23 protein-coding genes and 1 tRNA gene are annotated in these 22590 nt (G+C 66.2%); 13 read left to right on the top strand and 11 right to left on the bottom strand.

The window, feature by feature from the left end; all coding sequences use genetic code 11:
* Nucleotides 1-77 precede the first annotated feature (77 nt).
* The 8 genes from ARTSIC4J27_RS16695 to ARTSIC4J27_RS16660 all read left to right on the top strand — a co-directional run bounded on the left by ARTSIC4J27_RS16695 (nt 78) and on the right by ARTSIC4J27_RS16660 (nt 9173).
* The gene (locus tag ARTSIC4J27_RS16695; RefSeq protein ID WP_050056335.1) at nt 78-686 is read left to right on the top strand and encodes a PadR family transcriptional regulator; all 609 of its coding nucleotides are present in this window, start codon (nt 78-80) and stop codon (nt 684-686) included.
* A complete protein-coding gene (locus ARTSIC4J27_RS16690; RefSeq protein WP_050056334.1) occupies nt 683-1420 on the top strand; it encodes an ABC transporter ATP-binding protein in 738 nt (245 codons plus the stop codon). Before ARTSIC4J27_RS16695 ends, ARTSIC4J27_RS16690 begins: the two co-directional genes overlap by 4 nt.
* Nucleotides 1420-4281, top strand: a complete 2862-nt coding sequence (locus ARTSIC4J27_RS16685; RefSeq protein ID WP_235436734.1) for an ABC transporter permease family protein — start codon at nt 1420-1422, stop codon at nt 4279-4281. The genes ARTSIC4J27_RS16690 and ARTSIC4J27_RS16685 overlap by 1 nt, the downstream gene beginning before the upstream one ends.
* Before the next feature lie 290 nt (nt 4282-4571).
* Entirely contained in the window at nt 4572-6875 is a 2304-nt protein-coding gene (locus ARTSIC4J27_RS16680; protein ID WP_050056332.1) for a carbon starvation CstA family protein, read from the top strand.
* The gene (locus tag ARTSIC4J27_RS16675) at nt 6872-7075 is read left to right on the top strand and encodes a YbdD/YjiX family protein (protein ID WP_050056331.1); all 204 of its coding nucleotides are present in this window, start codon (nt 6872-6874) and stop codon (nt 7073-7075) included. The genes ARTSIC4J27_RS16680 and ARTSIC4J27_RS16675 overlap by 4 nt, the downstream gene beginning before the upstream one ends.
* A gap of 78 nt (nt 7076-7153) precedes the next feature.
* Nucleotides 7154-7783, top strand: a complete 630-nt coding sequence (locus tag ARTSIC4J27_RS16670; RefSeq protein ID WP_050056330.1) for a bacterial proteasome activator family protein — start codon at nt 7154-7156, stop codon at nt 7781-7783.
* Nucleotides 7784-7788: 5 nt separating this feature from the next.
* Nucleotides 7789-8265, top strand: coding sequence for a hypothetical protein (locus tag ARTSIC4J27_RS16665; protein WP_050056329.1), 477 nt, complete (start codon nt 7789-7791; stop codon nt 8263-8265).
* Nucleotides 8266-8327: 62 nt separating this feature from the next.
* Nucleotides 8328-9173, top strand: a complete 846-nt coding sequence (locus tag ARTSIC4J27_RS16660) for an aldo/keto reductase (RefSeq protein WP_050056328.1) — start codon at nt 8328-8330, stop codon at nt 9171-9173.
* A 110-nt stretch (nt 9174-9283) separates the two neighbouring features.
* Here the strand turns inward: ARTSIC4J27_RS16660 and ARTSIC4J27_RS16655 are convergent, their stop codons facing one another.
* From ARTSIC4J27_RS16655 to ARTSIC4J27_RS16640, 4 genes are all read right to left on the bottom strand, one after another.
* Nucleotides 9284-9469, bottom strand: a complete 186-nt coding sequence (locus tag ARTSIC4J27_RS16655; protein ID WP_050056327.1) for a hypothetical protein — start codon at nt 9467-9469, stop codon at nt 9284-9286.
* Between the two features lie 38 nt (nt 9470-9507).
* Complete coding sequence (locus ARTSIC4J27_RS16650) at nt 9508-10488, bottom strand: hypothetical protein (protein ID WP_050056326.1); 981 nt, start codon at nt 10486-10488, stop codon at nt 9508-9510.
* 81 nt (nt 10489-10569) lie between these two features.
* Nucleotides 10570-11271: a DNA alkylation repair protein gene (locus ARTSIC4J27_RS16645; protein WP_050056325.1), complete on the bottom strand. Its 702-nt coding sequence runs from the start codon at nt 11269-11271 to the stop codon at nt 10570-10572.
* A 101-nt stretch (nt 11272-11372) separates the two neighbouring features.
* Complete coding sequence (locus ARTSIC4J27_RS16640; protein ID WP_152683903.1) at nt 11373-11648, bottom strand: hypothetical protein; 276 nt, start codon at nt 11646-11648, stop codon at nt 11373-11375.
* Between the two features lie 711 nt (nt 11649-12359).
* Here ARTSIC4J27_RS16640 and ARTSIC4J27_RS16635 point away from each other — a divergent pair.
* The gene (locus tag ARTSIC4J27_RS16635; RefSeq protein WP_050056323.1) at nt 12360-13088 is read left to right on the top strand and encodes a PspA/IM30 family protein; all 729 of its coding nucleotides are present in this window, start codon (nt 12360-12362) and stop codon (nt 13086-13088) included.
* Nucleotides 13089-13297: 209 nt separating this feature from the next.
* On the opposite strand, the gene ARTSIC4J27_RS16630 is transcribed toward ARTSIC4J27_RS16635, so the two are convergent.
* Nucleotides 13298-13747, bottom strand: a complete 450-nt coding sequence (locus ARTSIC4J27_RS16630; protein WP_050056322.1) for a peptidase inhibitor family I36 protein — start codon at nt 13745-13747, stop codon at nt 13298-13300.
* Between the two features lie 297 nt (nt 13748-14044).
* Between ARTSIC4J27_RS16630 and ARTSIC4J27_RS16625 the strand changes: the two genes are divergently transcribed.
* Nucleotides 14045-14602: a hypothetical protein gene (locus ARTSIC4J27_RS16625; RefSeq protein WP_050056321.1), complete on the top strand. Its 558-nt coding sequence runs from the start codon at nt 14045-14047 to the stop codon at nt 14600-14602.
* Nucleotides 14603-14691: 89 nt separating this feature from the next.
* On the opposite strand, the gene ARTSIC4J27_RS16620 is transcribed toward ARTSIC4J27_RS16625, so the two are convergent.
* The 4 genes from ARTSIC4J27_RS16620 to tmk form a co-directional block, all read right to left on the bottom strand.
* Nucleotides 14692-14764, bottom strand: a tRNA-Thr gene (locus ARTSIC4J27_RS16620).
* A gap of 104 nt (nt 14765-14868) precedes the next feature.
* Nucleotides 14869-16434: an alpha/beta hydrolase gene (locus ARTSIC4J27_RS16615; RefSeq protein WP_050056320.1), complete on the bottom strand. Its 1566-nt coding sequence runs from the start codon at nt 16432-16434 to the stop codon at nt 14869-14871.
* A gap of 20 nt (nt 16435-16454) precedes the next feature.
* Nucleotides 16455-17597 carry a DNA polymerase III subunit delta' gene (locus tag ARTSIC4J27_RS16610; RefSeq protein ID WP_050056319.1) on the bottom strand — a complete coding sequence of 381 codons (1143 nt, stop codon included), beginning with the start codon at nt 17595-17597 and terminating at the stop codon, nt 16455-16457.
* On the bottom strand, nt 17594-18250 hold the full coding sequence (gene tmk, locus ARTSIC4J27_RS16605; protein ID WP_050056318.1) for a dTMP kinase: 657 nt from the start codon (nt 18248-18250) through the stop codon (nt 17594-17596). Before tmk ends, ARTSIC4J27_RS16610 begins: the two co-directional genes overlap by 4 nt.
* 110 nt (nt 18251-18360) lie before the next feature.
* Here tmk and ARTSIC4J27_RS16600 point away from each other — a divergent pair, with 110 nt between their 5' ends.
* Complete coding sequence (locus tag ARTSIC4J27_RS16600; RefSeq protein ID WP_050056317.1) at nt 18361-19551, top strand: trans-sulfuration enzyme family protein; 1191 nt, start codon at nt 18361-18363, stop codon at nt 19549-19551.
* Between the two features lie 9 nt (nt 19552-19560).
* Nucleotides 19561-19914, top strand: coding sequence for a DUF2516 family protein (locus ARTSIC4J27_RS16595; protein ID WP_050056316.1), 354 nt, complete (start codon nt 19561-19563; stop codon nt 19912-19914).
* 61 nt (nt 19915-19975) lie between these two features.
* Here the strand turns inward: ARTSIC4J27_RS16595 and ARTSIC4J27_RS16590 are convergent, their stop codons facing one another.
* On the bottom strand, nt 19976-20821 hold the full coding sequence (locus ARTSIC4J27_RS16590; RefSeq protein ID WP_200900848.1) for a class I SAM-dependent methyltransferase: 846 nt from the start codon (nt 20819-20821) through the stop codon (nt 19976-19978).
* Nucleotides 20822-20936: 115 nt separating this feature from the next.
* Between ARTSIC4J27_RS16590 and ARTSIC4J27_RS16585 the strand changes: the two genes are divergently transcribed.
* Nucleotides 20937-21683 carry a phosphoglyceromutase gene (locus ARTSIC4J27_RS16585; RefSeq protein ID WP_050056315.1) on the top strand — a complete coding sequence of 249 codons (747 nt, stop codon included), beginning with the start codon at nt 20937-20939 and terminating at the stop codon, nt 21681-21683.
* 212 nt (nt 21684-21895) lie between these two features.
* Here ARTSIC4J27_RS16585 and phoU read toward each other — a convergent pair whose 3' ends face one another.
* Nucleotides 21896-22558, bottom strand: a complete 663-nt coding sequence (phoU, locus tag ARTSIC4J27_RS16580) for a phosphate signaling complex protein PhoU (protein WP_050056381.1) — start codon at nt 22556-22558, stop codon at nt 21896-21898.
* Between the last annotated feature and the right edge of the window lie 32 nt (nt 22559-22590).

Raw genomic sequence — 22590 nt, 5'->3', positions numbered from 1 at the left:
GCCTAGGCTGGGCGCTATACGCGGTATGCACGGCCATTGGGGGACCGTGCGCATTGCCGCCAAGCGCAAGGAGCACCATGTCCATCCGCCACAGCCTCCTCGCCCTGCTGCAGGACCAGCCGCGTTACGGCTACCAGTTGCGGGTCGAGTTCGAAAACCGCACCGGGGCCACCTGGCCGCTGAACATCGGGCAGGTGTACACCACGCTGGACCGGCTGGAACGCGACGCCCTGGTCACCAAGGAAGGCGACGACGGCGACGGCCACGTGGTCTACAGCATCACCGACGCGGGCAAAGCCGAAGTGACCAACTGGTTCGCGGCGCCGGTGGAGCGGAACAACCCGCCCCGGAACGAGCTCGCCATCAAGCTGGCGCTCGCCGTGACCCTGCCCGGCGTGGATGTCCAGGCGATCATCCAGGCCCAGCGGGCCGCGTCCATGCGGGCGCTGCAGGACTACACGAAGGCGCGGCGGGACACCACCGCGAACCAGCGCGCCGGCGATACTGCCTGGCTGCTGGTCCTTGATTCCCTGATCTTCCAGACCGAGGCGGAGGTCCGCTGGCTGGACCTCTGTGAGGCAAGGATGGTCCAGCAGGCGCAGGCAGCCGGGCCGGGCCAGACACGCAAAACGTCCAACGGGGTCACGGAAGACGCCGCCCCGCTCAACGCGGACAGCCGCCGGTGAGCGTCCAGGGGCCGCAGCAGGTCCTGGAACTTGCGAAGGTCAGCAGGACTTTCGGGGAAGGCGCGACGGCGGTCGCGGCCCTCCGCGACGTGGACCTCACCATCGAAGCGGGTGAGTTCGTTGCGGTGATGGGGCCGTCCGGCTCTGGAAAGTCCTCCCTGCTGGCTCTGGCCGGGGGACTGGACCACCCGACGTCGGGCGGTGTCTTTGTGGAATCCACACCCTTGGCGGGACTGGGGCTGAACGACCTGGCGCGGCTCCGGCGGCGAGCCGTGGGCTATGTTTTCCAGGACTTCAACCTGGTGCCCACCCTTACTGCCGCCGAGAATGTTGCGCTGCCGCTGGAACTCGACGGCACAGCGTGGAAGAAGGCCCGCCGGCAAGCGCTGGACGCCCTTCGGCAGGTGGGGATCCCGGAACTGGCAGACCGATTTATGGACCAGATGTCCGGCGGCCAGCAGCAGCGGGTCGCCATTGCCCGGGCGGTGGTGGGGCAGCGGCGGCTGATCCTCGCCGACGAGCCTACGGGAGCATTGGACTCCACCACAGGCCAGGGGGTGATGGAAGTGCTGCGTGCCCGGGCCGATGCCGGTGCGGCCGTGATGCTGGTGACGCATGAGGCACGGCACGCGGCCTGGGCAGACCGGGTGGTGTTCCTGCGCGACGGCCGGATCGTGGACCAGGCTGCGGCGATGCACGATCCCGCGATGCTTCTGGCCCAGGCAGGGTTCTGATGCTCGATCTCGCTCCGGCACCTAATTGCCGCCGGAGCAGCTTCCGTGTTGCCCTGCGTGTGGCGCGCCGGGATATCAGGAGGCACAAAGGGCGCTCGCTGCTCATCATCCTGCTGATCATGCTTCCCGTGGCCGGCATGACCGGGGCCGCCACGTTGTTCCAGAGCGCGCAAAGAACGCCCCAAGAAATTGTCCGGTACGAGCTGGGCCAAACGGAGGCCCGGTACAGCACCCTGCATGCTCCCAACGCTGATTCCGTCCAGGACCCGCTCAACGACGCCATGGTGGTGTCCAGCAGCGGCGTCTACGATCCGGACTTCAAGCCGGCCAATCCCCGGGACCTGCTTCCGCCGGGCTATGAGGTTCTGCCGCTCCGGCAGTTCAATCTGACCACGGGGATCGGGGCAGCGCTGGTGTCCCTGCAGGGCGTGGTGGCGGACACCCTGCATCCTGCCTTCGCCGGGAAATTCACGCTGCTTGAGGGCAGGGCTCCGCAGGCCGCGGGCGAGGCCCTGGTTTCACCGGGGCTTCTTGAGCGGTTCAGCCTGGGGTTGGGTGAGGAAATCACGACGTCGGCCGGCACCTTTGTGCCCGTGGGAACCATCCGGGATGCGGACGCCTCGGACCGGAACTCCGTCATTTTCCTGCAGCAGGCGCAGGTGCCGGCGGAGGTCCTGACGCAGGAACCCCGGTCCCCGGACGCCACGTCTTACTACCTGGTTGGCTCCGAAGCGGTGACCTGGCCGCAGATCCTCGCGGCAAACCGCCAGGGCGTCAGCGTGCTCTCCCGCAGCGTGGTGCTCAATCCGCCGTCCCTGGCCGAGCGCACCGTCGATGGCGTCCCCCCGCCGCAGCCATCGTCAGGATGGGTGGCGATGTACACAATGTTCGGCCTGGTCGCTGCCCTGGCGCTCCTGGAGGTGGGCCTCCTGGCTGGCGCTGCGTTCGCCGTCGGCGCTAAACGGCAGGTCCGGGAACTCGCTCTGCTCGCAGCATCCGGAGCCGACGCCCCCACCGTCCGCTCCGTGGTGACGTGCGCCGGTCTCTGGCTCGGCAGCATCGCTGTTTTGTCCGGCGCCGTCCTTGGGCTCGGGTCGGGTGCAGCGGTGGTTCACTGGGTCCGCTCCATGGGTTCGGCCCGCTTTGCCGGCGTCCATCCTGATCTCCTGCTCACGCTGATGGCCATGGTCCTGGGACTGGTGTGCTGCCTGCTCGCAGCCATGGCCCCGGCCGACCAGGTTGCCCGGCAGGCCGCCATGGGCGGGCTGAAGTCCGGCCGCGCCCCCGCCGGGAGTGCGAAGCGGACCACGGTGGCCGGTGCTGTGCTGCTGATTCTTTCTGCCGCACTTCTGTCCGGCGGCTGGCTGCTGGGGGAGTCTGCCACGGATCCGGACCGGAAGGCAGGGCAACTGCCGGTGGTCACCACGCTGCTGATTGGAGGCGCCGTGCTCGCCGTCGTGGCACTGGTGCTTCTGGCCGGATACCTCGTAACCCTGCTGACCGCGCGGACGGCAGTGCTGCCGCTGTCCTTGCGGATGGCTGCCCGTGATTCGGCCAGGAACCGGGCCCGGACGGTGCCGGCGGTGGCAGCCATTCTCGCCGCCGCCACGTTGGCCAGCGCCGCACTGGTCCTTTCGGCCAGCCAGCAAGCCATGATGCGGGAGAACCATTCGTGGACCGCCATGGAAAACCAGGCATTCCTGCCGCTGTCCCTGGAACAGCCCCTCCTGCCCGACGGCAGCACCCAGCCGCCGGTCAGCGTTGATCCGGCCGAACTCGCTTCCGCGGTGGACGGTGCCACCGGCAAGGTGGCATGGACCAGAACCATCAGTGCACCGGGCTACATCCGGAACTGCGCTTTCGGGAATGGCACGGATCTGTCGGTGCCGGCACGCACTGCCACCTCCAATTGCCTGCAGTACGTGCTGGCCACGCCGGCCGGCAATGAGTGTCCGATGACACCGGAGCGGAGGGTGGCGGACCCCGATGACTGGCGGTGCCGGGGATCGATGGCCCAGTCGCCGGGCGCCCAGGGTTCCATCCTGGTGGGTGGCGCGGACGAGATCAGTGCCGTCCTCGGCGCCGAGGCCGGACCTGAGGCACTGGCCGTGCTGGCCGACGGTGGCATGGTGGTGACCAACCCTGTTTTCGTTCGGGACGGGACGGTGGTGCTCGAGGGCCAGGATGTGCGGACCCAGACCCAGGACCCGGCGGACCCTTCCCGCATGCATCAGGCGTTGACCACCAGCACGCTTCCCGCGGTGGTGGTTGAACCGGCACAGGCCCTTCCTTACTACGGAGTCATTGCGCCGGAGACGGCCCGGCGCCTGGACCTGCGTCCCGAGCCAGCCGAACTCCTGGTCCAGCTCAGCAGCTTTCCCTCGGCTGCCGAGAGGGATGCCGCAGCCGGAGCAGTCGCCGCCGTGTACCAGCGGCCCGAGGTCGGATTCTGGGCCGAACCCGGCATCACGCAGGGCGACTCGTGGATGACCTGGTCCATCGTTGCCGTCAGCGCGCTGATCACGTTCAGCGCCGCCGGCATCACCACCGGCCTTTCCTTGGCCGACGCCCGCGCCGACCATGTAACGCTCGCCGGCATCGGTGCCTCCCCCCGCCTGCGGAAAAGCCTCGCGGGATCACAGGCGCTGCTGACCGGCGGGCTGGGAACCCTGCTCGGCAGCCTCGCCGGGACCCTGCCGGCGGTGCTTGTTGCCGGTTCCACCGAGCTGGGCACCGCCGTCGAAGTGCCCTGGCTCCATTTGCTGGCGCTCGTCATTGCGGTGCCCCTGGCCGGTGCCCTGCTGGCCTGGCTCTTCACGCGTGCCCGCTTGCCGGTGTCGCGCCGAACGCTGGGCACCTGAGGGCAGCTTCGCGTTTGAGCGCGCACGGCTGGCGCTGAACAGGGCGGTTGGATGCGGCGGGGGTCTTTCTGATTGGCGCCGGCAGGCTTACCGTGGGGTGAGGAGCTGCCCTCCGGGCAGCCGTGGCAGGGATTCGCAGCACCCTCGACGGCGGTGCGGCCCGACGCTCGTCGCCGGGTGTCCGCCGTTCGGCGCAGGCTGGTCCTGATCACGGCAAAACACGGTCCGGCCCAAGCTCCCCGTTGGTAGGGTGCCTGTCAGCAGATGGGGACGAATCTCAAGGAGGAGACATGGCCGGAACACCGGATCATCGACGGAGCGCAGCCCGGGGGGAAGGTGCGGTCGCCACCGATACCTCGCTCCCGCCGTCGGCAGTTGACGAGACTGTCCGCGAGGCGGAAGAGAAGAAGTGGACGCCCGGAAAAATAGCGCTCTGGGCAGCGATTGCCCTGCTGGGCGGCGTGGCCTGGTTTATGCTCGCCATCATCCGCGGCGAGACCGTGAACGCCATCTGGTTCGTGTTTGCCTCGGTCTGTACCTACCTCATCGGCTACCGCTTCTACTCCAAGGTCATCGAGCGCTACATCACCAGGCCCGATGACCGCCGCGCCACCCCGGCCGAGTACAAGGCCGACGGCAAGGACTACGTGCGGACGGACCGGAACGTCCTGTTCGGCCATCACTTCGCCGCCATCGCAGGGGCAGGGCCGCTGGTGGGTCCCGTGCTTGCAGCCCAGATGGGTTACCTGCCCGGCACTCTCTGGATCATCATCGGCGTCGTGCTGGCCGGCGCCGTGCAGGACTACCTGGTGATGTTCTTCTCGATGCGGCGCGGCGGGCGTTCGCTGGGCCAGATGGCACGCGAGGAACTCGGCGTCATCGGCGGCACGGCAGCCTTGATCGCCACCCTGCTCATCATGGTCATCATCGTGGCAATCCTCGCCCTGGTGGTGGTCAACGCCCTGGCCGAAAGCCCGTGGGGCGTCTTCTCCGTTGGCATGACCATCCCCATCGCGCTGTTTATGGGCGTCTACCTCCGGTTCCTGCGGCCCGGCAAGGTGATGGAAGTGTCGCTGATCGGCTTTGTCCTGCTGATGGCGGCCATCATCGGCGGCGGCATGGTGGCCGAGACCTCGTGGGGTGTGGAGATCTTCACGCTGGACCGGGTGACCCTCGCCTGGGGCCTCATCGTTTACGGTGCCATCGCGGCGATCCTGCCGGTCTGGCTGCTCCTGGCGCCCCGGGACTACCTGTCCACGTTTATGAAGATCGGCGTGATCGTGATGCTGGCGCTGGCCATCATTGTGGTCCGCCCTGAAATCAGCGTTCCCGCGTTCAGCGAGTTCGCGAGCCGGGAGAACGGCCCCGTGTTCCCCGGCGCGCTGTTCCCCTTCCTGTTCGTGACCATCGCCTGCGGCGCCTTGTCCGGATTCCACGCCCTGATCTCGTCGGGCACCACCCCGAAACTGGTAGAAAAGGAGCGGCAAACCCGCTACATCGGCTATGGCGGAATGCTGATGGAGTCCTTCGTGGCCATCATGGCCCTCGTGGCGGCCATTTCGATTGACCGCGGCCTCTACTTCGCCATGAACTCGCCAACGGCCTTGACCGGCGGAACTGTCGAAACTGCCGCCGCCTGGGTCAACAGCCTGGGCCTGTCCGGCGTCAACCTCACCCCCGGCCTGCTCTCGGAAACCGCCGCCAACGTAGGCGAGGAGAGCATCGTCTCCCGTACCGGCGGCGCGCCGACACTGGCCGTGGGCCTCGCCCACATCATGCAGCAGTTCATCGGCGGCACAGCCATGATGGCGTTCTGGTACCACTTCGCCATCATGTTCGAGGCCCTCTTTATCCTCACCGCTGTTGACGCCGGAACCCGCGTTGCCCGGTTTATGCTCCAGGACTCCATCGGCAACTTCATTCCCAAGTTCAAGGAGCACTCGTGGCGGCCGGGTGCCTGGCTGTGCACGGCGGTTATGGTGGGCGCCTGGGGTGCCGTACTGCTGATGGGTGTCACCGATCCATTGGGCGGCATCAACACGCTGTTCCCGCTGTTCGGCATCGCCAACCAGCTGCTGGCTGCCATAGCCCTTGCTGTCTGCCTGGCCATCGTGGCCAAGCGCGGTACGTTCAAATACCTCTGGATCGTGGCCCTGCCGCTGGCCTTTGCCGCCGTTGTGACCATCACCGCGAGTTTCCAGAAAATCTTCTCTCCCACCCCGGCAGTGGGCTACTTCGCCAATAATGCAGCCTTCAGCAAGGCCCTGGCGGATGGGAAGACCGAGTTTGGCACGGCGAAATCAGTGGCGGCCATGGAAGCCGTGGTGCGCAATACAGCGATCCAGGGCTGGCTCTCGGTGATCTTTGTGGTGCTGAGCATCATCGTGATCGCGACGGCGTTGCTCGCCACGGTCAAGGCGTTCCGCAGCCGCGCGCACGGGACGGCCGTGAAGGACAACGAAGACCCCGCCACGCCGTCGCGGGTCTTTGCCCCGGCAGGGCTGATCCCCACTCCGGCCGAGCGGAAGCTGATGGCGGAGTGGGACAAGGTGCCGGCCGAGCTGAGGTTCGAGCGGGCAGGGCACCACGGATGAGCACCGGACTCGCTGCGGTCACCAGGGGCTTCCGGGGGTTTGCGCGCTACCTCGGAGGTGTCCTGGGTGCGGATGCCTACACGAAGTACCTGGAGCACCACCGGGCCTCGGGGCACAGCACGCCGCCGCTGAGCGAGCGGGAGTTCTGGCGGGACCGGACGGACCGCCAGGACTCCAATCCCCAAGGCCGGTGCTGCTGATTGAGCCCATAGCGGACAGCACGTCAGCGGGGTTCATCGAGTGGACCTTGGGCGGATCGCTCATGAGAGTATGAACGCATGAGCGATCCGAATGACACTCAGGCACCTGAGGACCTCCCGGTAGAAGGCACCACCATCGATGACAGCCAGCCGGCACCGGCACCGGCTGTGCCGGAAAACGACGGCAAACCCAAAGGCAGCAACCTGCAGGACCTGGTGGATGAACCGGCCAAGGTGATGCGGATCGGCACCATGATCAGGCAGCTCCTGGAGGAAGTGAAGTCCGCGCCGCTGGACGATGCCGCGCGGGGACGGCTGGCCGAAATCCACGAGCGCTCCATCAAGGAGCTGGAAGACGGGCTGGCGCCTGAACTGGTGGAGGAACTGGACAGGATCAGCCTGCCGTTCTCGGATGACGCCACCCCTTCCGATGCTGAACTGCGCATCGCCCAGGCCCAGCTGGTGGGCTGGCTGGAGGGGCTGTTCCACGGCATCCAGACCGCCATCGCCGCGCAGCACGCCGCCCGCGAGCATGCGGCCGCGCAGATGCAGCTCCGCCAGCTCCCGCCCGGCACGGTGATCGCGCCCGGCGTGGTGATCGGGGAAAACGGCGAGCCGCAACGCGCCCCTGCTGGCCCCCGGCCGGCCGCCCCGGGGCGCCCCGGCCAGCCGAACGACCCGGACCACGGTCCCGGACAGTACCTCTAGGTTCATTGGGCTTTTTCAGCGCCGCCAGGCAGGGGCGCAAAGACGACGCGGAATTGGGGAAGGGGTTGTGGCGCCGCGCCCACGACCGCTTCCACCGGGGGCTGGACCGCTTCCACCAGGTCCTCGAAGGCGTGGAGGACGACCAGCTCTACGGCGAACTGGTGGAGATCGCCAATGAACTTGCTTCCCTGCTGGAACGGGTCAGGGCTGTGTGCAAGGAAGCGCAGCAGCGCTCGCCCAGCGAAGGACTGGATATCCCGGTCCGGCTCGCCAGCGTGCACCGCGCGTTATCCAAAGCCGGCAACTCCCTGGCCACCACGTCGGAAGCGGCTGCCATGCTCCGGCTTGCCGTTGGCCCCATCCCGGTGGGCGCCGCGTCCGTACGCCGGCGCGCCGAGGCGGTTTTCCAGCAGGTGGCCGACGCCGAGAGGCACCTTGCCGAGGAAGGCTCGGGTTACCCGCGGGAAGATATTCCCGGTTAAGCGTGTGGCTTAGTCAGGCCCGTTTCCCTTGGCAGGGGCGGTCGGTTTGGCAGGATAAAAGAATGACTCTTTCACCCACACTGACTTTCAACGACGGCAACCAGATTCCCCAGCTCGGCTATGGCGTATGGCAGGTTGAGGACGGAGTGGCCGAAAAGGTTGTCCGCCAGGCTTTCGAAGCGGGCTTCCGCCACATCGATACTGCCAAGATCTACGGTAACGAGGCCGGCGTTGGCCGGGCCATCGCCAGCTCCGGCCTGTCACCGGAACAAATCTTTATCACCACCAAGCTGTGGAACGCTGACCAGGGCTACGAATCCACGCTCGCCGCGTTCGAGGAGTCCATGGACCGGCTGGGCCTCGAGACCCTGGACCTGTACCTGATCCACTGGATGCAGCCCAAGCAGGACAAGTACGTGGACACCTGGAAGGCGCTGATCGAGCTTCAGAAGCGCGGCCGGGTTAAGTCCATCGGTGTTTCAAACTTCACGGTTGAGGGCCTGCAGCGGCTGATCGATGAAACCGGTGTGGTTCCGGCCATCCACCAGATTGAGCTGCACCCGTACTTCAGCCAGCGCGGGCTGCGCGACTTCGGCGCCTCAAAGGGAATCCTGACCCAGGCCTGGTCCCCGCTCGGCCAGGGCGGCGAGCTCCTGGAGGACGCAACAGTGGCCGCCATTGCTGCCAAGCACGGAGCCACGCCCGCCCAGGTTGTTATTGCCTGGCACCTTGCCATCGGCAACGTGGTGATTCCGAAGTCCGTCACCGAGTCCCGGATCCGCGAAAACTACGCGGCGCTGGACGTCTCGCTGTCTGCCGACGACGTAGAGGCCATCAACGCACTGGACCGCACCGCCAAGGGCGAAGGCCGGATCGGGCCGGACCCGGCCGTCTCCGACTTCGCCTAATTCCAGCGGAACCTACAACCCGCGCTGCCAGGGATCTTTGCCCCGGCAGGGCGGGTTGCCTGCGTTAACCGGCCGCCAGGAACCCGGGGTTCCTTGGACGCTGCCGCAGATTAGGCGGCGATGCGGACCTGCTGGACCGGGACAGCGTCCACAACCGCCCAGTTGTCCTCGCCGTGGCAGTACCGGCTCGCGAAACGTTCTGCCTCTGCAAGGGTGTCAAAGACTTCAGCCCGGGCACGGCCGCAGTCGGCGTCGAAGTAGGTGACGTGAAATTCCTGTACCAGTTGGTTTTCCATAATTCCAGTGTGCAACCGGGGTCTGACATTCCTCGGAATCAGGACGGCGTGTCCGTACTGCCCAACCGGAGGACCCGCTCCTGGGCCAGCATGGCTGTCCGCTCCGCCTTGTCGGCAGCCCGCACCGCCTGCTTCGCCTCGGCGGCAGTGGCGGCGAGGCCCCTGCGCAACTGCTCCAGCCGGTCCTCGGCCGCCTTGAGGCGTGTCCTCAGCTCGGCTGTTTCCTGGAGGAGCCCTGCCATTTCTGTTCGTGTCTCGTCCTCCTGCTCCTGCAGGTCCCGGGCCAGCTGCGCCGTCTCTGCCTGCGCGGCCTCCGCTTCGGCCAGGGCGGCTTTTGCTTTCTCCAGCGCGGGCGGTGACTTTGGCCGCGGTGTTTGCCGGACTGCCTCAAGCCGCGGCTTGTCCGGCTTCGGACGGGAGGTGCCCCCCGCCGTCGTACTCTCCTCCCGCGGCCTGTCCGGTACCGTAACAGCCGGAGCAGCAGCTGTCCGGGGCGGTGCCGGGAGGGCGGCGGGGACGGCCACCAGGCCGTCAAGGTCCACCGCGTTCACGCCGTCCGCCGAGAGTGTCTTGAGCAGGCGGCCGCTGTGGACCGCGGCGGCCGCCCCCTCATCGGCGGTCAGGGCGCGCAGGGTCTCCTCGACGTCGGTTGCCATCGCGTCGCTGATAGAGCGGCCCTGTTGCCGGGCCACCGAGCGGGCGGTGTCGACGGCGGTAGCCAGCACAGTGCGCCGCTCACGGCCCAGCTCACGCAGGGCAGTGGCGTCCAGTGAGGCTTGCGCCTCGCGCATCCGGCCGCCAAGGTCCATCAGCCCGGCAAGGACGTCCGGCTGGTGCAGGGCCAGCATGTTCACGGCCCAGGCGGCAACCGACGGCTTGGGGAGCCCGCGCACAGCCGCCGCGAGCTCCTTGTCCGATCCGGCCGCTTCCTTCGCCGCGGCTGCACGGGCGGCGATGAAGTCGTCGAGGGGTTTGGCGTAGAGCTCATTGGCGATCTCTGCCAGGACCTGGTCATCCATGCACGCCATCTTAGGGGCCCGCATTACCGGCCGGTGGGATGACCGGGCAGGCCGGACTTGCCCCTGGCCGCGGCCGCCTTCCTAAGTGTCCTGCTGCCGCCGCACCATTTCGGCAATCCATGCGGGTGCAAAGGGAGACGTGCAGCCCGGGGGAGTGGGGTAATCCTTGAGCACCTCAAGGCGTTCGCCGATGCTGACCGCCCTGCTGCGGTGTTCGGCGTGCCGGATACCGATGGTGGCCAGGCAGGTGTTCATGGCCCACTGCAGCCGTTCCGGCGCGTCCTTCATGCCAGCTTCGATGACGTCCAGCAGTCCTGGGAGGTCGAGGCCGTCAGGTTGCTTCGCTACCCGCTCGCTGGTCAGCGCCCAACCTCCGCTGGCAACTACCGGATGGGGGTCAGCCAACCACGCGGTGCGGAGTTCTTCTGCATGCGGGCTTTTCTTCACCACGTAGTTCACCAGCCAGTCGTTCACCTTGGGTGTGCGGGCCTCGCGCATCATGGCGTCCAGCTCGTCCTGCCCGAACGCCTTGGGCCGGCAGACCAGGAGCGCCAGCAGCCGCGCAGCCGTATCGCCGGTGGCCCAGAGCTCAGCGGCGAGTTCCTGTTGCGTCTTGAGCCGCTTCGCCACAGCGCGGAGCTTGCCCAGGTTCACGCCGTGATCGTCACCGTGCTTTTCGTTCACCTCGCGTGCACGGGGGTCTTCAAGGTCAGCGAGTTCCGCCATCACCTCTGCCACAGTCGTTCCGGCCAACGCTGTTTTGTCCAATGCTGCCCCGGCCATGTCTGGCTCCTCTCCGTCGCCTCTTCAGCCTACGACGGAAAACCGGTATGGCGCGTGCTCCGGCCACACTCCGGCGGGCGCACCATGCTGATCCATTGCTGTTACAGCCGGCGCACCAGCCAGCTTGCCAGCCACCGGGCGTCGTGGCCGCCGTCGTTCTCCCACTCCACCAGCACATGCGTCACGGTGTAGGCGACGGCATGCCCCAGGGTGGAACCGACCTTGACGGGAGCCGGCCGGAGCATCAGGACGGGCCTGCCCGGCGCTTGCCGGAGGGCGTCCTCACGTGCGGCTGACTGGGCCATACGGGCCGGCAGCTGCTGGGGAGGCGGATCCAAAAGCTCCAGCCGATCGGCTGGATCTGGGGATAGCGGCATTGGAAGTCCTGGAGGGATTGGACTGTGCACCAGTACCGTCTTCATCGGCTGGGCCAGGTTCACCGGGTAAACCCGGAGTGGGGCAGCGCCTGGGTGGGCTCCGCCGTATCAACAAGATTAGGAGTGCTACCCACGCTATTCATGCGTAGGAAGTACTCGACTCTTGCGGGGTTGCACTACTTGTCGTGCCGGATCTGGCTGCCGTCGTTGCGTTCCCACATCCCTCAGCCGCGGACTTTCCTGAGTCTTAGCCTGTGCCGGTGTGTCGGTATCTTGCCCGTTACAGCGCCAACGTCGTGCCAGGGCCTGTAGGAGAGGTTGCTGGCGGGCCCAGCCACAGGTGGAGCGGAAGCTACCAGTGATGACCCGCGCCGGCGGCGTCGCAACCGCAAGAGCACGAATACCGTCAAGCCGATCCAGGCGGTGGCAACACAGAAAATCAGGATCAAGGATGCGGTCGTGCTCATGGCTCAGTGTAGGGGTGGGAAGAGGCTGGTGCCCCTCCCCTTGGCTAAGGGTTACGGACCCGTAATTGCGGCGATGCGGCCGTTACCGGTTCATGATCTTCCGCACGCTTGTAACGCTCCGGACGAGGCGCAGGACACCCCCATCCTTAGCTCACCAAAGGGGCAGATCTGCTTTCATTGAGTCGCTGGTGCGCGCCGGCAGCGGGATAGGGGATGCGAATTCCACCCTCGATAGAATGACCCCGTGAAGCAGAGTATTTTCGCCCGCGTCGCCCAGCTGGCCAAGGCAAACCTGAACGCCCTCCTGGACTCCGCGGAAGACCCGCAGAAGATGTTGAATCAGATGGTCCGGGACTACTCGGAGAACATCCGTGAAGCCGAGTCCGCCGTCGCGCAGACCATCGGCAACCTCCGGATGGCCGAGGACGACCACGCCCGCGCCGTGAACGACGCCAACACCTGGGGCAACAAGGCCATCGCCGCCTCCCGCAAGGCGGACGAATTCCGGGCCGCCGGTAACAGTGTGGACGCCGACAAGTTCGACGCCCTCGCAAGGCTCGCGCTTCAGCGGCAGATGACCGCCGAATCCACCGCGAAGGCCCAGGAACCGGACCTGGCCGCGCAGAATCAGGTCGTCGACAAGCTTAAGCAGGGCCTGGACCAGATGAAGGGCAAGCTGCACGAGCTGACCGCCAAGCGCAACGAGCTGGTCAACCGCTCCCGTGTCGCCGCAGCCCAGTCCCAGGTCCACGACGCCCTCAAGTCCCTGGACGCCGGAGACCCGACCTCGGCGATCGGCCGGTACGAGGAGAACATCCGCCGCCAGGAAGCCACCGTGCGGGGCCAACAGGAACTCGCCGCCTCATCCCTGGAAGCCCAGTTCGCCTCCTTGGAAGACCTCGGTGAGCAGACCGAAGTGGAGGCACGGCTCGCCGCTCTGAAGTCCATCGACCGGAAGGCCATCGACTACTAATAAGGGCGCCCGCACGTCCCTGCCGTTCCCTAAGATGACTAACTCGCGCGTGTTTGCGACAGAGTGAAGGCCGACACCCACAAAATAACGGGGTGCCGGCCTGCACTTGTTGCTATGGCTAACTTCCACGTGAACTCGCTAACCGCCGTGCCACTTTTTCGATATGGCGCCCCGGCGGCCGCGGCGTTACCCCGGCGGGGAGTGTGGGGCTAGGCCCAGGACTGGTCCCGGTCGAGGCAGGCCCCGCCGTTGTAAGCTACGTGGATTGAGCTGACCCTGTTTTTCATCTCGCCCAGGTTGAGACGTTCCCCCGGTTGGATGTACCAGGCGTAGCCGACGCAGCCGGGGCTGTCGTAGATGGTGATGTACGCGTACGTGTTGTTGACCAGGGATGCTGCGTTGTTGTTGACCTGGACGCCCCATCCGTTCCGTCCGACGGGGCCGTCGGTGAAGAGCTCGTTGCCCATGGTGGCGTCGCTGTTGGCGTAGTCCGCGCGTGCGCCCTGGAAGTCGGAGTTGAAGTAAAAGCACACCCGTCCTGATGGGCACGCGGTTCCTGTCCCTGACGCGCCGGCAGCGGGTGCGCCCGCCAGAATTGCGCTAGCGCTCAAAGCGAAGACGGCTCCGGCAGTAGCTGTTTTGTGCATCGCGAGTTTCATGAAGTTCCCCAGTCATTTTTCACGGATTTACCATCCGGGCGTCCAAGGCAGACACCTTTCCCATTCTGCGCCCTTCCCGTGCCGAGCAGCCATGGGGATATCTGCCCTAACGCTGGGGGGCTCGTTTGGGAAGTTCTTGCTGCAGCGGGTTCCATTGCCTGGATCACGCGGGCCAGCGGAAGTTAGTGGTGATTAGCGCTGCCCTACAGCTTGGTTTTCACCGCCCTGTACCGGCTCGGGAAGCGCCCTGTGCCCGATTCCCGCACGCTCCGTGATGCTCCGCCTTAGACTCTGGCCATGAAGAAGTGGGTCATCCGGCACCCCTGCCTGGCAATGGCGTTCGGCTACGTCCTCATGTTTGTCATCACCACCGGGGTGTGGCTGCTGTTTTCGGCTCGCGGTCTGGTGGATGCTTTGGTGAGCGCCTTCTTCAACACGCTGGTGTACTGGCTGCTGGCAATTTTTCAGATACGGAACTTGCGCAAGACCAAGCAGCGCCTCGATGAAGAGGGTCAGTTCAGGGCTTACATCCGCTACCTGGACGCTTTGCCAGGTTCGCTCAGCGGTATCTGGAACCAAGGAATCGCAACACCCGGCGATGGCAGGTTGCGCTTCCAGGCCGCCGTCTACGACAGCCTGGAGCCTTCAGGGCGGCCGACTCAGTTCAGGGTGCACGAGATTCTTCCGGAACGCCTGAAAATCAGCGGCAGGGACCGCAAGTACCTGCCGGTGTACGGGTACGAGGCAGTGGTGCTGCTGACCGGGAGCGGTAAGGTGCAGCTCGCTGCAAGCCCGGAGTCGCTGGACAGGCTGATGGAGGTTGCCGGGTTGGGGCCTGCGAAGGCGGCGTCATGAAAGCCCCTGCTCTGCGGCAGCGTTTGCCGCTTAACCAGCGAAAAACCCCCCAAAGCCCTAAAAATAAGGGCAATAGGGGGTTTATCCCGAGCTTCCTATCAGAATCGAACTGATGACCTTTTCATTACGAGTGAAACGCTCTACCGACTGAGCTAAGGAAGCACCGCACAAACTTCCCGGAAGAACCGGGCCCTTCATGCAAGAGTCAACTGTAATAGAGTCCCCGCACCCGGGTCAAAATGGCCGGACCGAAAGGACTGAGGCCTTCAGCACACCGTGTTGTCGGCTGGAAGCTGACCGCTTACAAGGTAGCGGTCAACAGGGTCCTCGATGCAGCTGTTGGACCGGCCGTACGCCGTATGGCCTTCGCCCTTCCACGTCAGCAGCGATGCATTTCCCAGCTGCTTGCGGAGGGAAGCCGCCCACTCCACCGGCGTGGCGGGGTCGCCAGTCGTGCCGATCACCACGATGGGGGCGTCGCCGGTGTACTCCACCGGTGCCGGGGTGCGGAGGTTCTTGTACGGCCAGTCCGCGCAGTTGGTGCCGCCGTAGGCGAAGAAGTACCCGAAAGTGGGGGAGTCCTGCATCAGCTGCTGCTGTTCGGCCCGCATGGCTGCCGCATCGGCCTCCATGGGGTAGTCCAGGCAGTTGATGGCATTGAACGCGAATGTTGAGTTGGAGGTGTAGGTGCCGTTGGAGGCGCGGTCCGCGCCCAGGTCGGCGAGTCGCAGCATCAGGCTCACGTCCCCTGCCATGGCTGCCTCGAGGGCCTGGGTAAGGGCAGGCCAGCTTTGGTCGTTGTACAGCGGGGTGATCAGGCCGCTGACGAACATGGTGGCGTTAACCACCCGGCCGTCCTTGGCGGTGCGGGGCGTCTGCTGGACGGCGTTAATGAGGTCGCGGATCTGCTGCACGCCGGAGTCCGCGTTTCCGCTCAGCGGGCACCCGTCCTGGTTCAGGCAGCTCTCAACATACGCCCGGATGGACTTCTCAAAGGCGCGCGCCTGGCCGCGGGTCAACTCCTCGTTGCTGATCGATGGATCCAGGGCACCATCGAGCACCATGCGGCCCACGTTGTCCGGGAAGAGCGAAGCGTAGGTGGACCCCAGGAACGTGCCGTAGGAGTACCCCAGGTAGTTGAGCTTCGCATCGTTGACCACCGCGCGGAGGATGTCCAGGTCCTTCGCGGAACTCACAGTATCGATGTGGGCCAGCACTGCCCCTGTCTGCTCCGAGCACTTGGCGGCGATGGCCTTGTTGTCCGCCAGCACCTCCTGCAGGCCGGCATCCGTGTCCAGGTCGTAGATTTTGGCGCGGGCAGCGTCGCGTTCAGCGTCCGTCAGGCAAGTCACGGGGGCGGAGCGCTTCACGCCCCGTGGATCGAAGCCCACGAGGTCGTACGCGTTGCGCACCGCCTGGGAAAAGTGCGTTCCCGAAGCGTCCTTGACGAAGTCGTACCCGGACGCCCCCGGCCCGCCGGGGTTGACGAGCAGGCTGCCTGTCTTGTTCCCCGTGCTCGGCGCCCGCAATGCCGAGAGCTCAATGGTCTCGCCGCCGGGATCGCCGTAGTCCAGGGGCACTTTGACCTTGGCGCACTGGAAGTCGTTTTCGCACGGCTCCCACACCACTTCCTGGGAGTAGAACTCCTCCAGCCCGGCCGGAGCGGACGCCACAATCGAGGGATCGGCCTTCGCCGTGGCTGCCTCCTGGTTGCGGTCGCCGCCGTTCAGGAGGCTGCAGCCGGCCAGAACCATGGCAAGAGCCATGGCCGCGGCGGCACGAACTGCAAGCACCCAGGATGCGGGGCGTGCGGGCAGGGGGCGGGCAGTCATCGGGTCTCCTTGGAAGGGGGCTAGATCAGGCTGGCTGCCATGGACTCAATAGTCAACAGCGGGGCAACGTTGGTGGTGGTGATGCGTTCGCGGGCTTTGTTGATCGCATCCATCCGGGCAAGCGTGGTTTCTGGAGTGGAGCGGCTGGCGAACTCCACCAATTCGCCCCTCAACTCAACGTTGACCAGCTCCACAGCATTCCCGAGCTGGATGATCATCACATCCCGGTAAAAGGACAGCAGGTCGGTGAGGGTACGGTCCAGCGAGTCGGTGATGGAACGCTTGGCACGGCGCTTCTGGTCTTCTTCAAGCTGTTTCACCTGGCTCCGCATGGCCGGCGGGAGCGTACCCGATTCGGGGGCGCCAAGCGTGGCCAGCAGGGCGGCTTTCTCTGCTGCGTCGCGTTCCTCGTTGGAACTGGTGGCCTCGGCGGTGGCAATCTTTACCAGCTTCTCAGCCATCATCACTGCGGCGGTGACCCCACGCAGTCCCAGCGGAAACCTCACCGTCTCCAGCCGGCGCTCCCGGGCCGCGGGATCCCGGGCAAGCCGCCGGGCAATACCCACATGGCTCTGCGCCGCCCGGGCAGCACGTTCCGCCAAAGCCGGCTCCACGCCGTCGCGCTTCACCAGCAGGGCAGCCACGTCAGCGGCGGGCGGCAGCCTCAAAGCCACGCTGCGGCAGCGCGAGCGGATGGTCACCAGGACATCGGCCGGGGACGGCGCGCACAGCATCCATACGGTCCGCGGCGTTGGCTCCTCGATTGCCTTGAGAAGCACGTTGGTGGTGCGCTCGGCCATCCGGTCCGCGTCTTCGACGACGATGATCCGCCAGCGGCCCGCGGAGGGGCGGTTCCCGGCGGTGGCGACCAGTTCGCGGGCCTCATCGATGGTGATGGTCACTTTTTCAGTCCGGACGAACGTCACGTCCGAATGGGTTTCGCCCAGGATCGTCAGGCAGGCGGGGCACTGCCCGCAACCGCGCCGGGTGACATCCTCCTGGTCGCAGTTCAGCGCCGCCGCGAATGCCTTGGCCGCGTTCGACCGGCCCGAACCCGGCGGGCCGGTAAAGAGCCAGGCGTGCGTCAGGTTTTCGCCGCTCGCTGCCTGGCGTAGTTGTTCGACGACGGCGGCCTGGCCCTGCAGGTCGTCCCAGACAGTCATGGGCTGCCCACCTCCGCGGCGGCCAGCAGGGTATCCACGCGCTGGAGGATCTGCGCGGCCAGGTCATCAACGGGAAGATGTGCGGGGAGCACCAGGTATGAACCGGCACGGCTGGAGGCGAGCTCCAGGAAAGCGTCCCGGATCCGGACATGGAACTCGTCAGCTTCGGATTCCAGCCGGTCTTCGGCGGCGTCGCCGGCGGTTCTGCGGCGGCGGCCAACTTCCGGGTCAACGTCCAGCAGCACGGTGAGGTGGGGTTCCAGGCCTGAGGTGGCCCAGGCATTAATGGAGCGCACGGCGTCCTTGCCGAGGTTCCGTCCGGCGCCCTGGTAGGCAACCGAAGAGTCGATATAACGGTCCGTCAGAACAACCTCGCCGCGCTCAAGGGCCGGCCGAATGACCTGGGTTGCATGCGCCGCACGGGAGGCGGCAAAGATCAGGGCCTCAGTGTGGGCGTCGATGTGCCCCTGTCCGTGGTCCAGGACCAGGGACCGCAGTTTTTCGCCGATGGGGGTTCCGCCGGGCTCCCGCGTGCGCCGGACTGTTAGTCCGCGCGATTCGAGGGCGTCCGCAAGCCGGGCCGCCTGGGTGGACTTGCCGGCACCGTCCCCGCCCTCAAACGCGATGAAAAGACCCGCCCGTTGTTTGCTCACTGCACAAGCCTACCGACCAGCACCGTCAATCGCAGTTCGCCGCAGGGCCATGTGGACAGTGCAGGCCGCGGCTTTCAAGGCTGCCCGCAGCGAACAGTACGCTTTTCTCTATGAGCCTTTCCGAACAGCGCGCGGCGTCCCTGGCAGCTGAGACGGTAGTGGTGGCCGCCGGGCGCCCTCCGAGGGACCGGGACCAGCCGGTCAACCCGCCCATCGTCCTGTCCTCCACATACTTTGGCAGCGGGCCGCTTGCTGACGGGGACCGCGGCTACGGCCGGTACTCCAATCCCACCTGGGATCCGTTCGAGGAGGCCCTTGGACAGCTCGAAGGCTCCGAACTGCCCGGCCTCCTCTACGCGTCCGGCCTGGCCGCCGTCAGTTCCGCGCTCTCCCTGATCCCGGCCGGGGGAGTGCTCGTGATGCCGACGCACAGCTATTCCGGTTCCCTGGTGATGGCCGCCGAGCTTGCCCAAAAAGGGTTCATTGAACTGCGCACCGTGGACATTGCGGACACGGAAGCCGTCAAGGAGGCACTCTCGCCCCGCGGTCCCGCCGCCCGCCCCGCTGCCATGCTCTGGCTGGAAAGCCCCACGAATCCCATGCTGGGCATTGCCGATATCCCGGCCCTGGCTGAAGCGGCGCATGCTGCCGGAGCCATCGTGGTGACGGACAACACCTTTTCCACTCCCTTGGTCCAGCAGCCCCTGCTGCTGGGATCCGATATAGTCCTGCATTCGGTAACCAAGTACCTGGCCGGCCATTCCGACGTCGTCCTCGGCGCCCTGGTGACGTCCAACCCCGATATCCGCTCCGCGCTGCTGCATCACCGGATCATCCACGGAGGGATCGCCGGCCCGTTCGAAGCCTGGCTGGCACTGCGCGGCCTGCGGACGCTCGCCCTGAGGATTGAACGGTCCCAGGCCTCCGCCAAGGTGCTGGCCGAGCGGCTGGCTGCGCATCCGATGATCGAGTCCCTCCGGTTCCCGGGCCTTCCCAGCGATCCCGGACACGAACGGGCGAAGACGCAGATGAAGGGCTTCGGCTCCATCATCTGCATCCAGGTGGCACCGGTGGCAGGGCTCAGCGGTGCCGACGCCGCGGACGCGCTGGTGCGGGCGCTGGAACTGTGGCTCCCGGCGACATCGCTGGGCGGGGTTGAATCCCTGATCGAACGCCGACGCCGGCATACCGCCGAACCTGCCAGTGTCCCCGAAAACCTGGTCCGCCTCAGCGTCGGCATCGAAAATGTCGAGGACCTCTGGGCCGACCTGAAGCAAGCGCTGGACGCGCTGGACGGCTAGGCTGGGCTTGTGGACGGTGAATCTATTATTCGGCCTGTCGAACAGGCAATCTTCTTTATCCTTGCCCTGGTGGCACTCGGACTTGAGCTGTGGGCGGTGGTGGACTGCGCCCGCCACCGCGCAAACGCGTTCGAAGCCACCGGGAAGAGGACCAAGACTTTCTGGCTGGCACTCACCGGCGGCGCCGCCCTCGTCGGCGTGATTTCGATGTTCGGCACCGGCGGCGGCTTCTTCGGCACGCTGGGACTGTTCGGGCTTGCCGCCGTTGTTGCGGCATCCGTCTACCTCGCCGACGTCCGGCCCGCTGTGAAGGATGCCGGCCGCGGCGGCAGCCGCAACACCGGTCCGTACGGGCCCTGGTGATCCCCACCGCCCCCTGGACTCCCGTGGTTGATCTAGCTGCGCGGGGACTCCGGCGGTTGATCTAGCTGCGCGGGGCCACTGCCTTCCAGTCCACTGTCAGCTCACCCAGCCGCCACCGTGCCGGCCCGTCCTGCACCGGCCATCCGGCATCCCGCAAAAGGCGGCACATGGACTGCCACCGCTGCCGGTTCCCGAATGATGCCTGCGGGGCAGATTCCAGCCATGCCCGGTCCATGGCCTGCATGAGGGCGTGTACCGGTTCGCCGGGGACATTGCGGTGGATCAGCGCCTTGGGAAGCCGTTCGGCAACATCAGAGGGCAAGGAAAAACTGCCGAACCGGACAGAGATGCTGAGTGAGAGCGGCCGCTCGGCGTCCAGCGCCACCCACGTCACACGACGGCCGATCTCGTCGCAGGTGCCGTCGATAAACAGGCCGTCCGCGGACAGCCGGTCCTGCACCAGCCGCCAGATTCCGGGCACATCCGCTTCCTCGTACTGCCGCAGGACATTAAAGGCCCGCACCAGCACCGGCCGGCCGGGAACCGGAAGTTCGAAACCGCCCACATGGAAGCTCAGCCCCGGCCGCTGCAGCGGCAGGGCGGCGCGGACCCGGTCGGGCTCGATTTCGATCCCGCACACCTGGACGTCCGGCCGCACAGCACAGAGCCGCTCAAAAAGTTCGACGGCGGTGGCCGGGGTGGCGCCGTAGCCCAGGTCCACCACCAAAGGGTTCGCGGCGGAGCGGAGGCGCCAGGCCTGCGGACCGGTCAGCCACCGGTCCAGCCGGCGCATGCGGTTGGGGTTGGTGGTGCCCCTCGTGACGTTCCCCACCGGCCTGCCCTGCCTTCCGGCCGGGTTCCGGCCGGTTATCTGCGGGGCGGCCACCCGTTCAGCTTTTTGCACCACCGCCCCACCATATCGCTGCGGCCCTTACAGCCTGTACAGGGTGCTTCGTGACGCCGGCGGAGCACCGGCTGTAACGCTGGGCGGGCGGCAGCGGCGCTCGGCTAGGATGAAAATCATGACTTACAAGCTGATTCTGCTGCGCCACGGCCACAGCGAATGGAACGCCAAGAACCTGTTCACCGGCTGGGTGGACGTAGACCTCAACGACCAGGGCCGCACGGAAGCAGCACGGGGCGGGGAGCTCCTGGTTGAGAACGATGTTCTCCCGGACATCCTGTACACCTCCCTGTTGAAGCGGGCCATCAACACGGCCAACATCGCCCTGGACAAGGCTGACCGCGGCTGGATCCCCGTCAAGCGCGACTGGCGCCTGAACGAACGCCACTACGGTGCGCTGCAGGGCAAGGACAAGGCCCAGACCCTCGCCGAATACGGCGAAGAGCAGTTCATGGAATGGCGCCGTTCCTACGACACCCCGCCGCCGCCCCTGGACGACAACTCAGAGTTCTCCCAGGCCCACGATCCCCGCTACGCGGACCTCGGCGACGCCCTCCCGCGCACCGAATGCCTGAAGGACGTCCTGGTCCGCCTGCTGCCGTACTGGGAATCGGACATCAAGGAAGACCTGAAGGCCGGCAAGACCGTCCTGGTCACCGCCCACGGCAACTCGCTGCGCGCCCTCGTCAAGCACCTGGACGGCATCAGCGACGAAGCCATCGCCGGGCTCAACATCCCCACCGGCATTCCGCTGGTCTACGACCTGGACGAGGACTTCCAGCCCATCAAGCCGGGCGGCACCTACCTCGACCCCGAAGCTGCGGAAGAGGCCATCCTCGCTGTAGCCAATCAGGGCAAGAAATAAGACTTCGCGGTTCTTCGCCGGGTGCTCGGTCGTTCCTCCCTTAGACGCACTCCGGCCGAAGAACGCGCTGCGTCCACGGTGAATGGACGACGGCGGGCCGGTCACCTCAGGTGACCGGCCCGCCGTCGTTGGTTCCCGCAAGAGTTTTTGTCCAGATATGCAGGCCTCCGGGCCTCGGAAGTCGGCGTATCTGGACAAAAACTCCCCGGGGGTTAGCTGTGCTCGGTGGCGTTCGGCTGCCAGGCGCCGGTCACCAGGTAGGTGACCTTCTGCGCCACCGAGACGCCGTGGTCCGCGAAGCGCTCGAAATACCGGCTGGCCAGTGCAACGTCAACGGTGGTAGCGGGGGTCTCGGCCCATTCCGGCGCCGCGATGGCCTTGAAGACGCTCAGGTGCAGATCGTTGATGGCGGTGTTCGCCTTCAGGATGTCCCGGGCCACCTCAAGGTCGCGGGTCTCCAGGAGAACGGTGAGCTTGTCCGCGATCTCCTGGTCCAGGTCAGCCATGCTCTTGAACGTTGCCGTCATGGTTTCCGGAATGACGACGGAGGGGAAACGGAGGCGGGCCAGCTGGGCGATGTGCCGGGCAAGGTCGCCCATACGCTCCAGCGAGGCGCTCATCCGCAAGGACCCCACGATCATCCGCAGATCGCTGGCGACAGGGCCCTGCAGCGCCAGGATGTCAATGGCCCGTTCGTCAAGGCTGTTCTGCAGGAAGTCGATGCGGGCATCCGCAGCGATCACATCCTGGGCAAGATCCACGTCCGCCACCTGGAACGAAGTGGTGGCCTTATCCATCGCCTCGCTGACCAGCCGGGAAATCTCCACCAGCTGGTCACCAACCTGGGTGAGCTCTTCCTGAAAAACCTTACGCACGTAGGCGTCCTTTCCTTGGAACTCCCGTCCCG

This window comes from Pseudarthrobacter siccitolerans (genome assembly GCF_001046895.1).
GTDB classification, from domain to species: Bacteria; Actinomycetota; Actinomycetes; order Actinomycetales; family Micrococcaceae; genus Arthrobacter; species Arthrobacter siccitolerans.
This window is presented reverse-complemented; position numbering and strand designations above follow the sequence as displayed.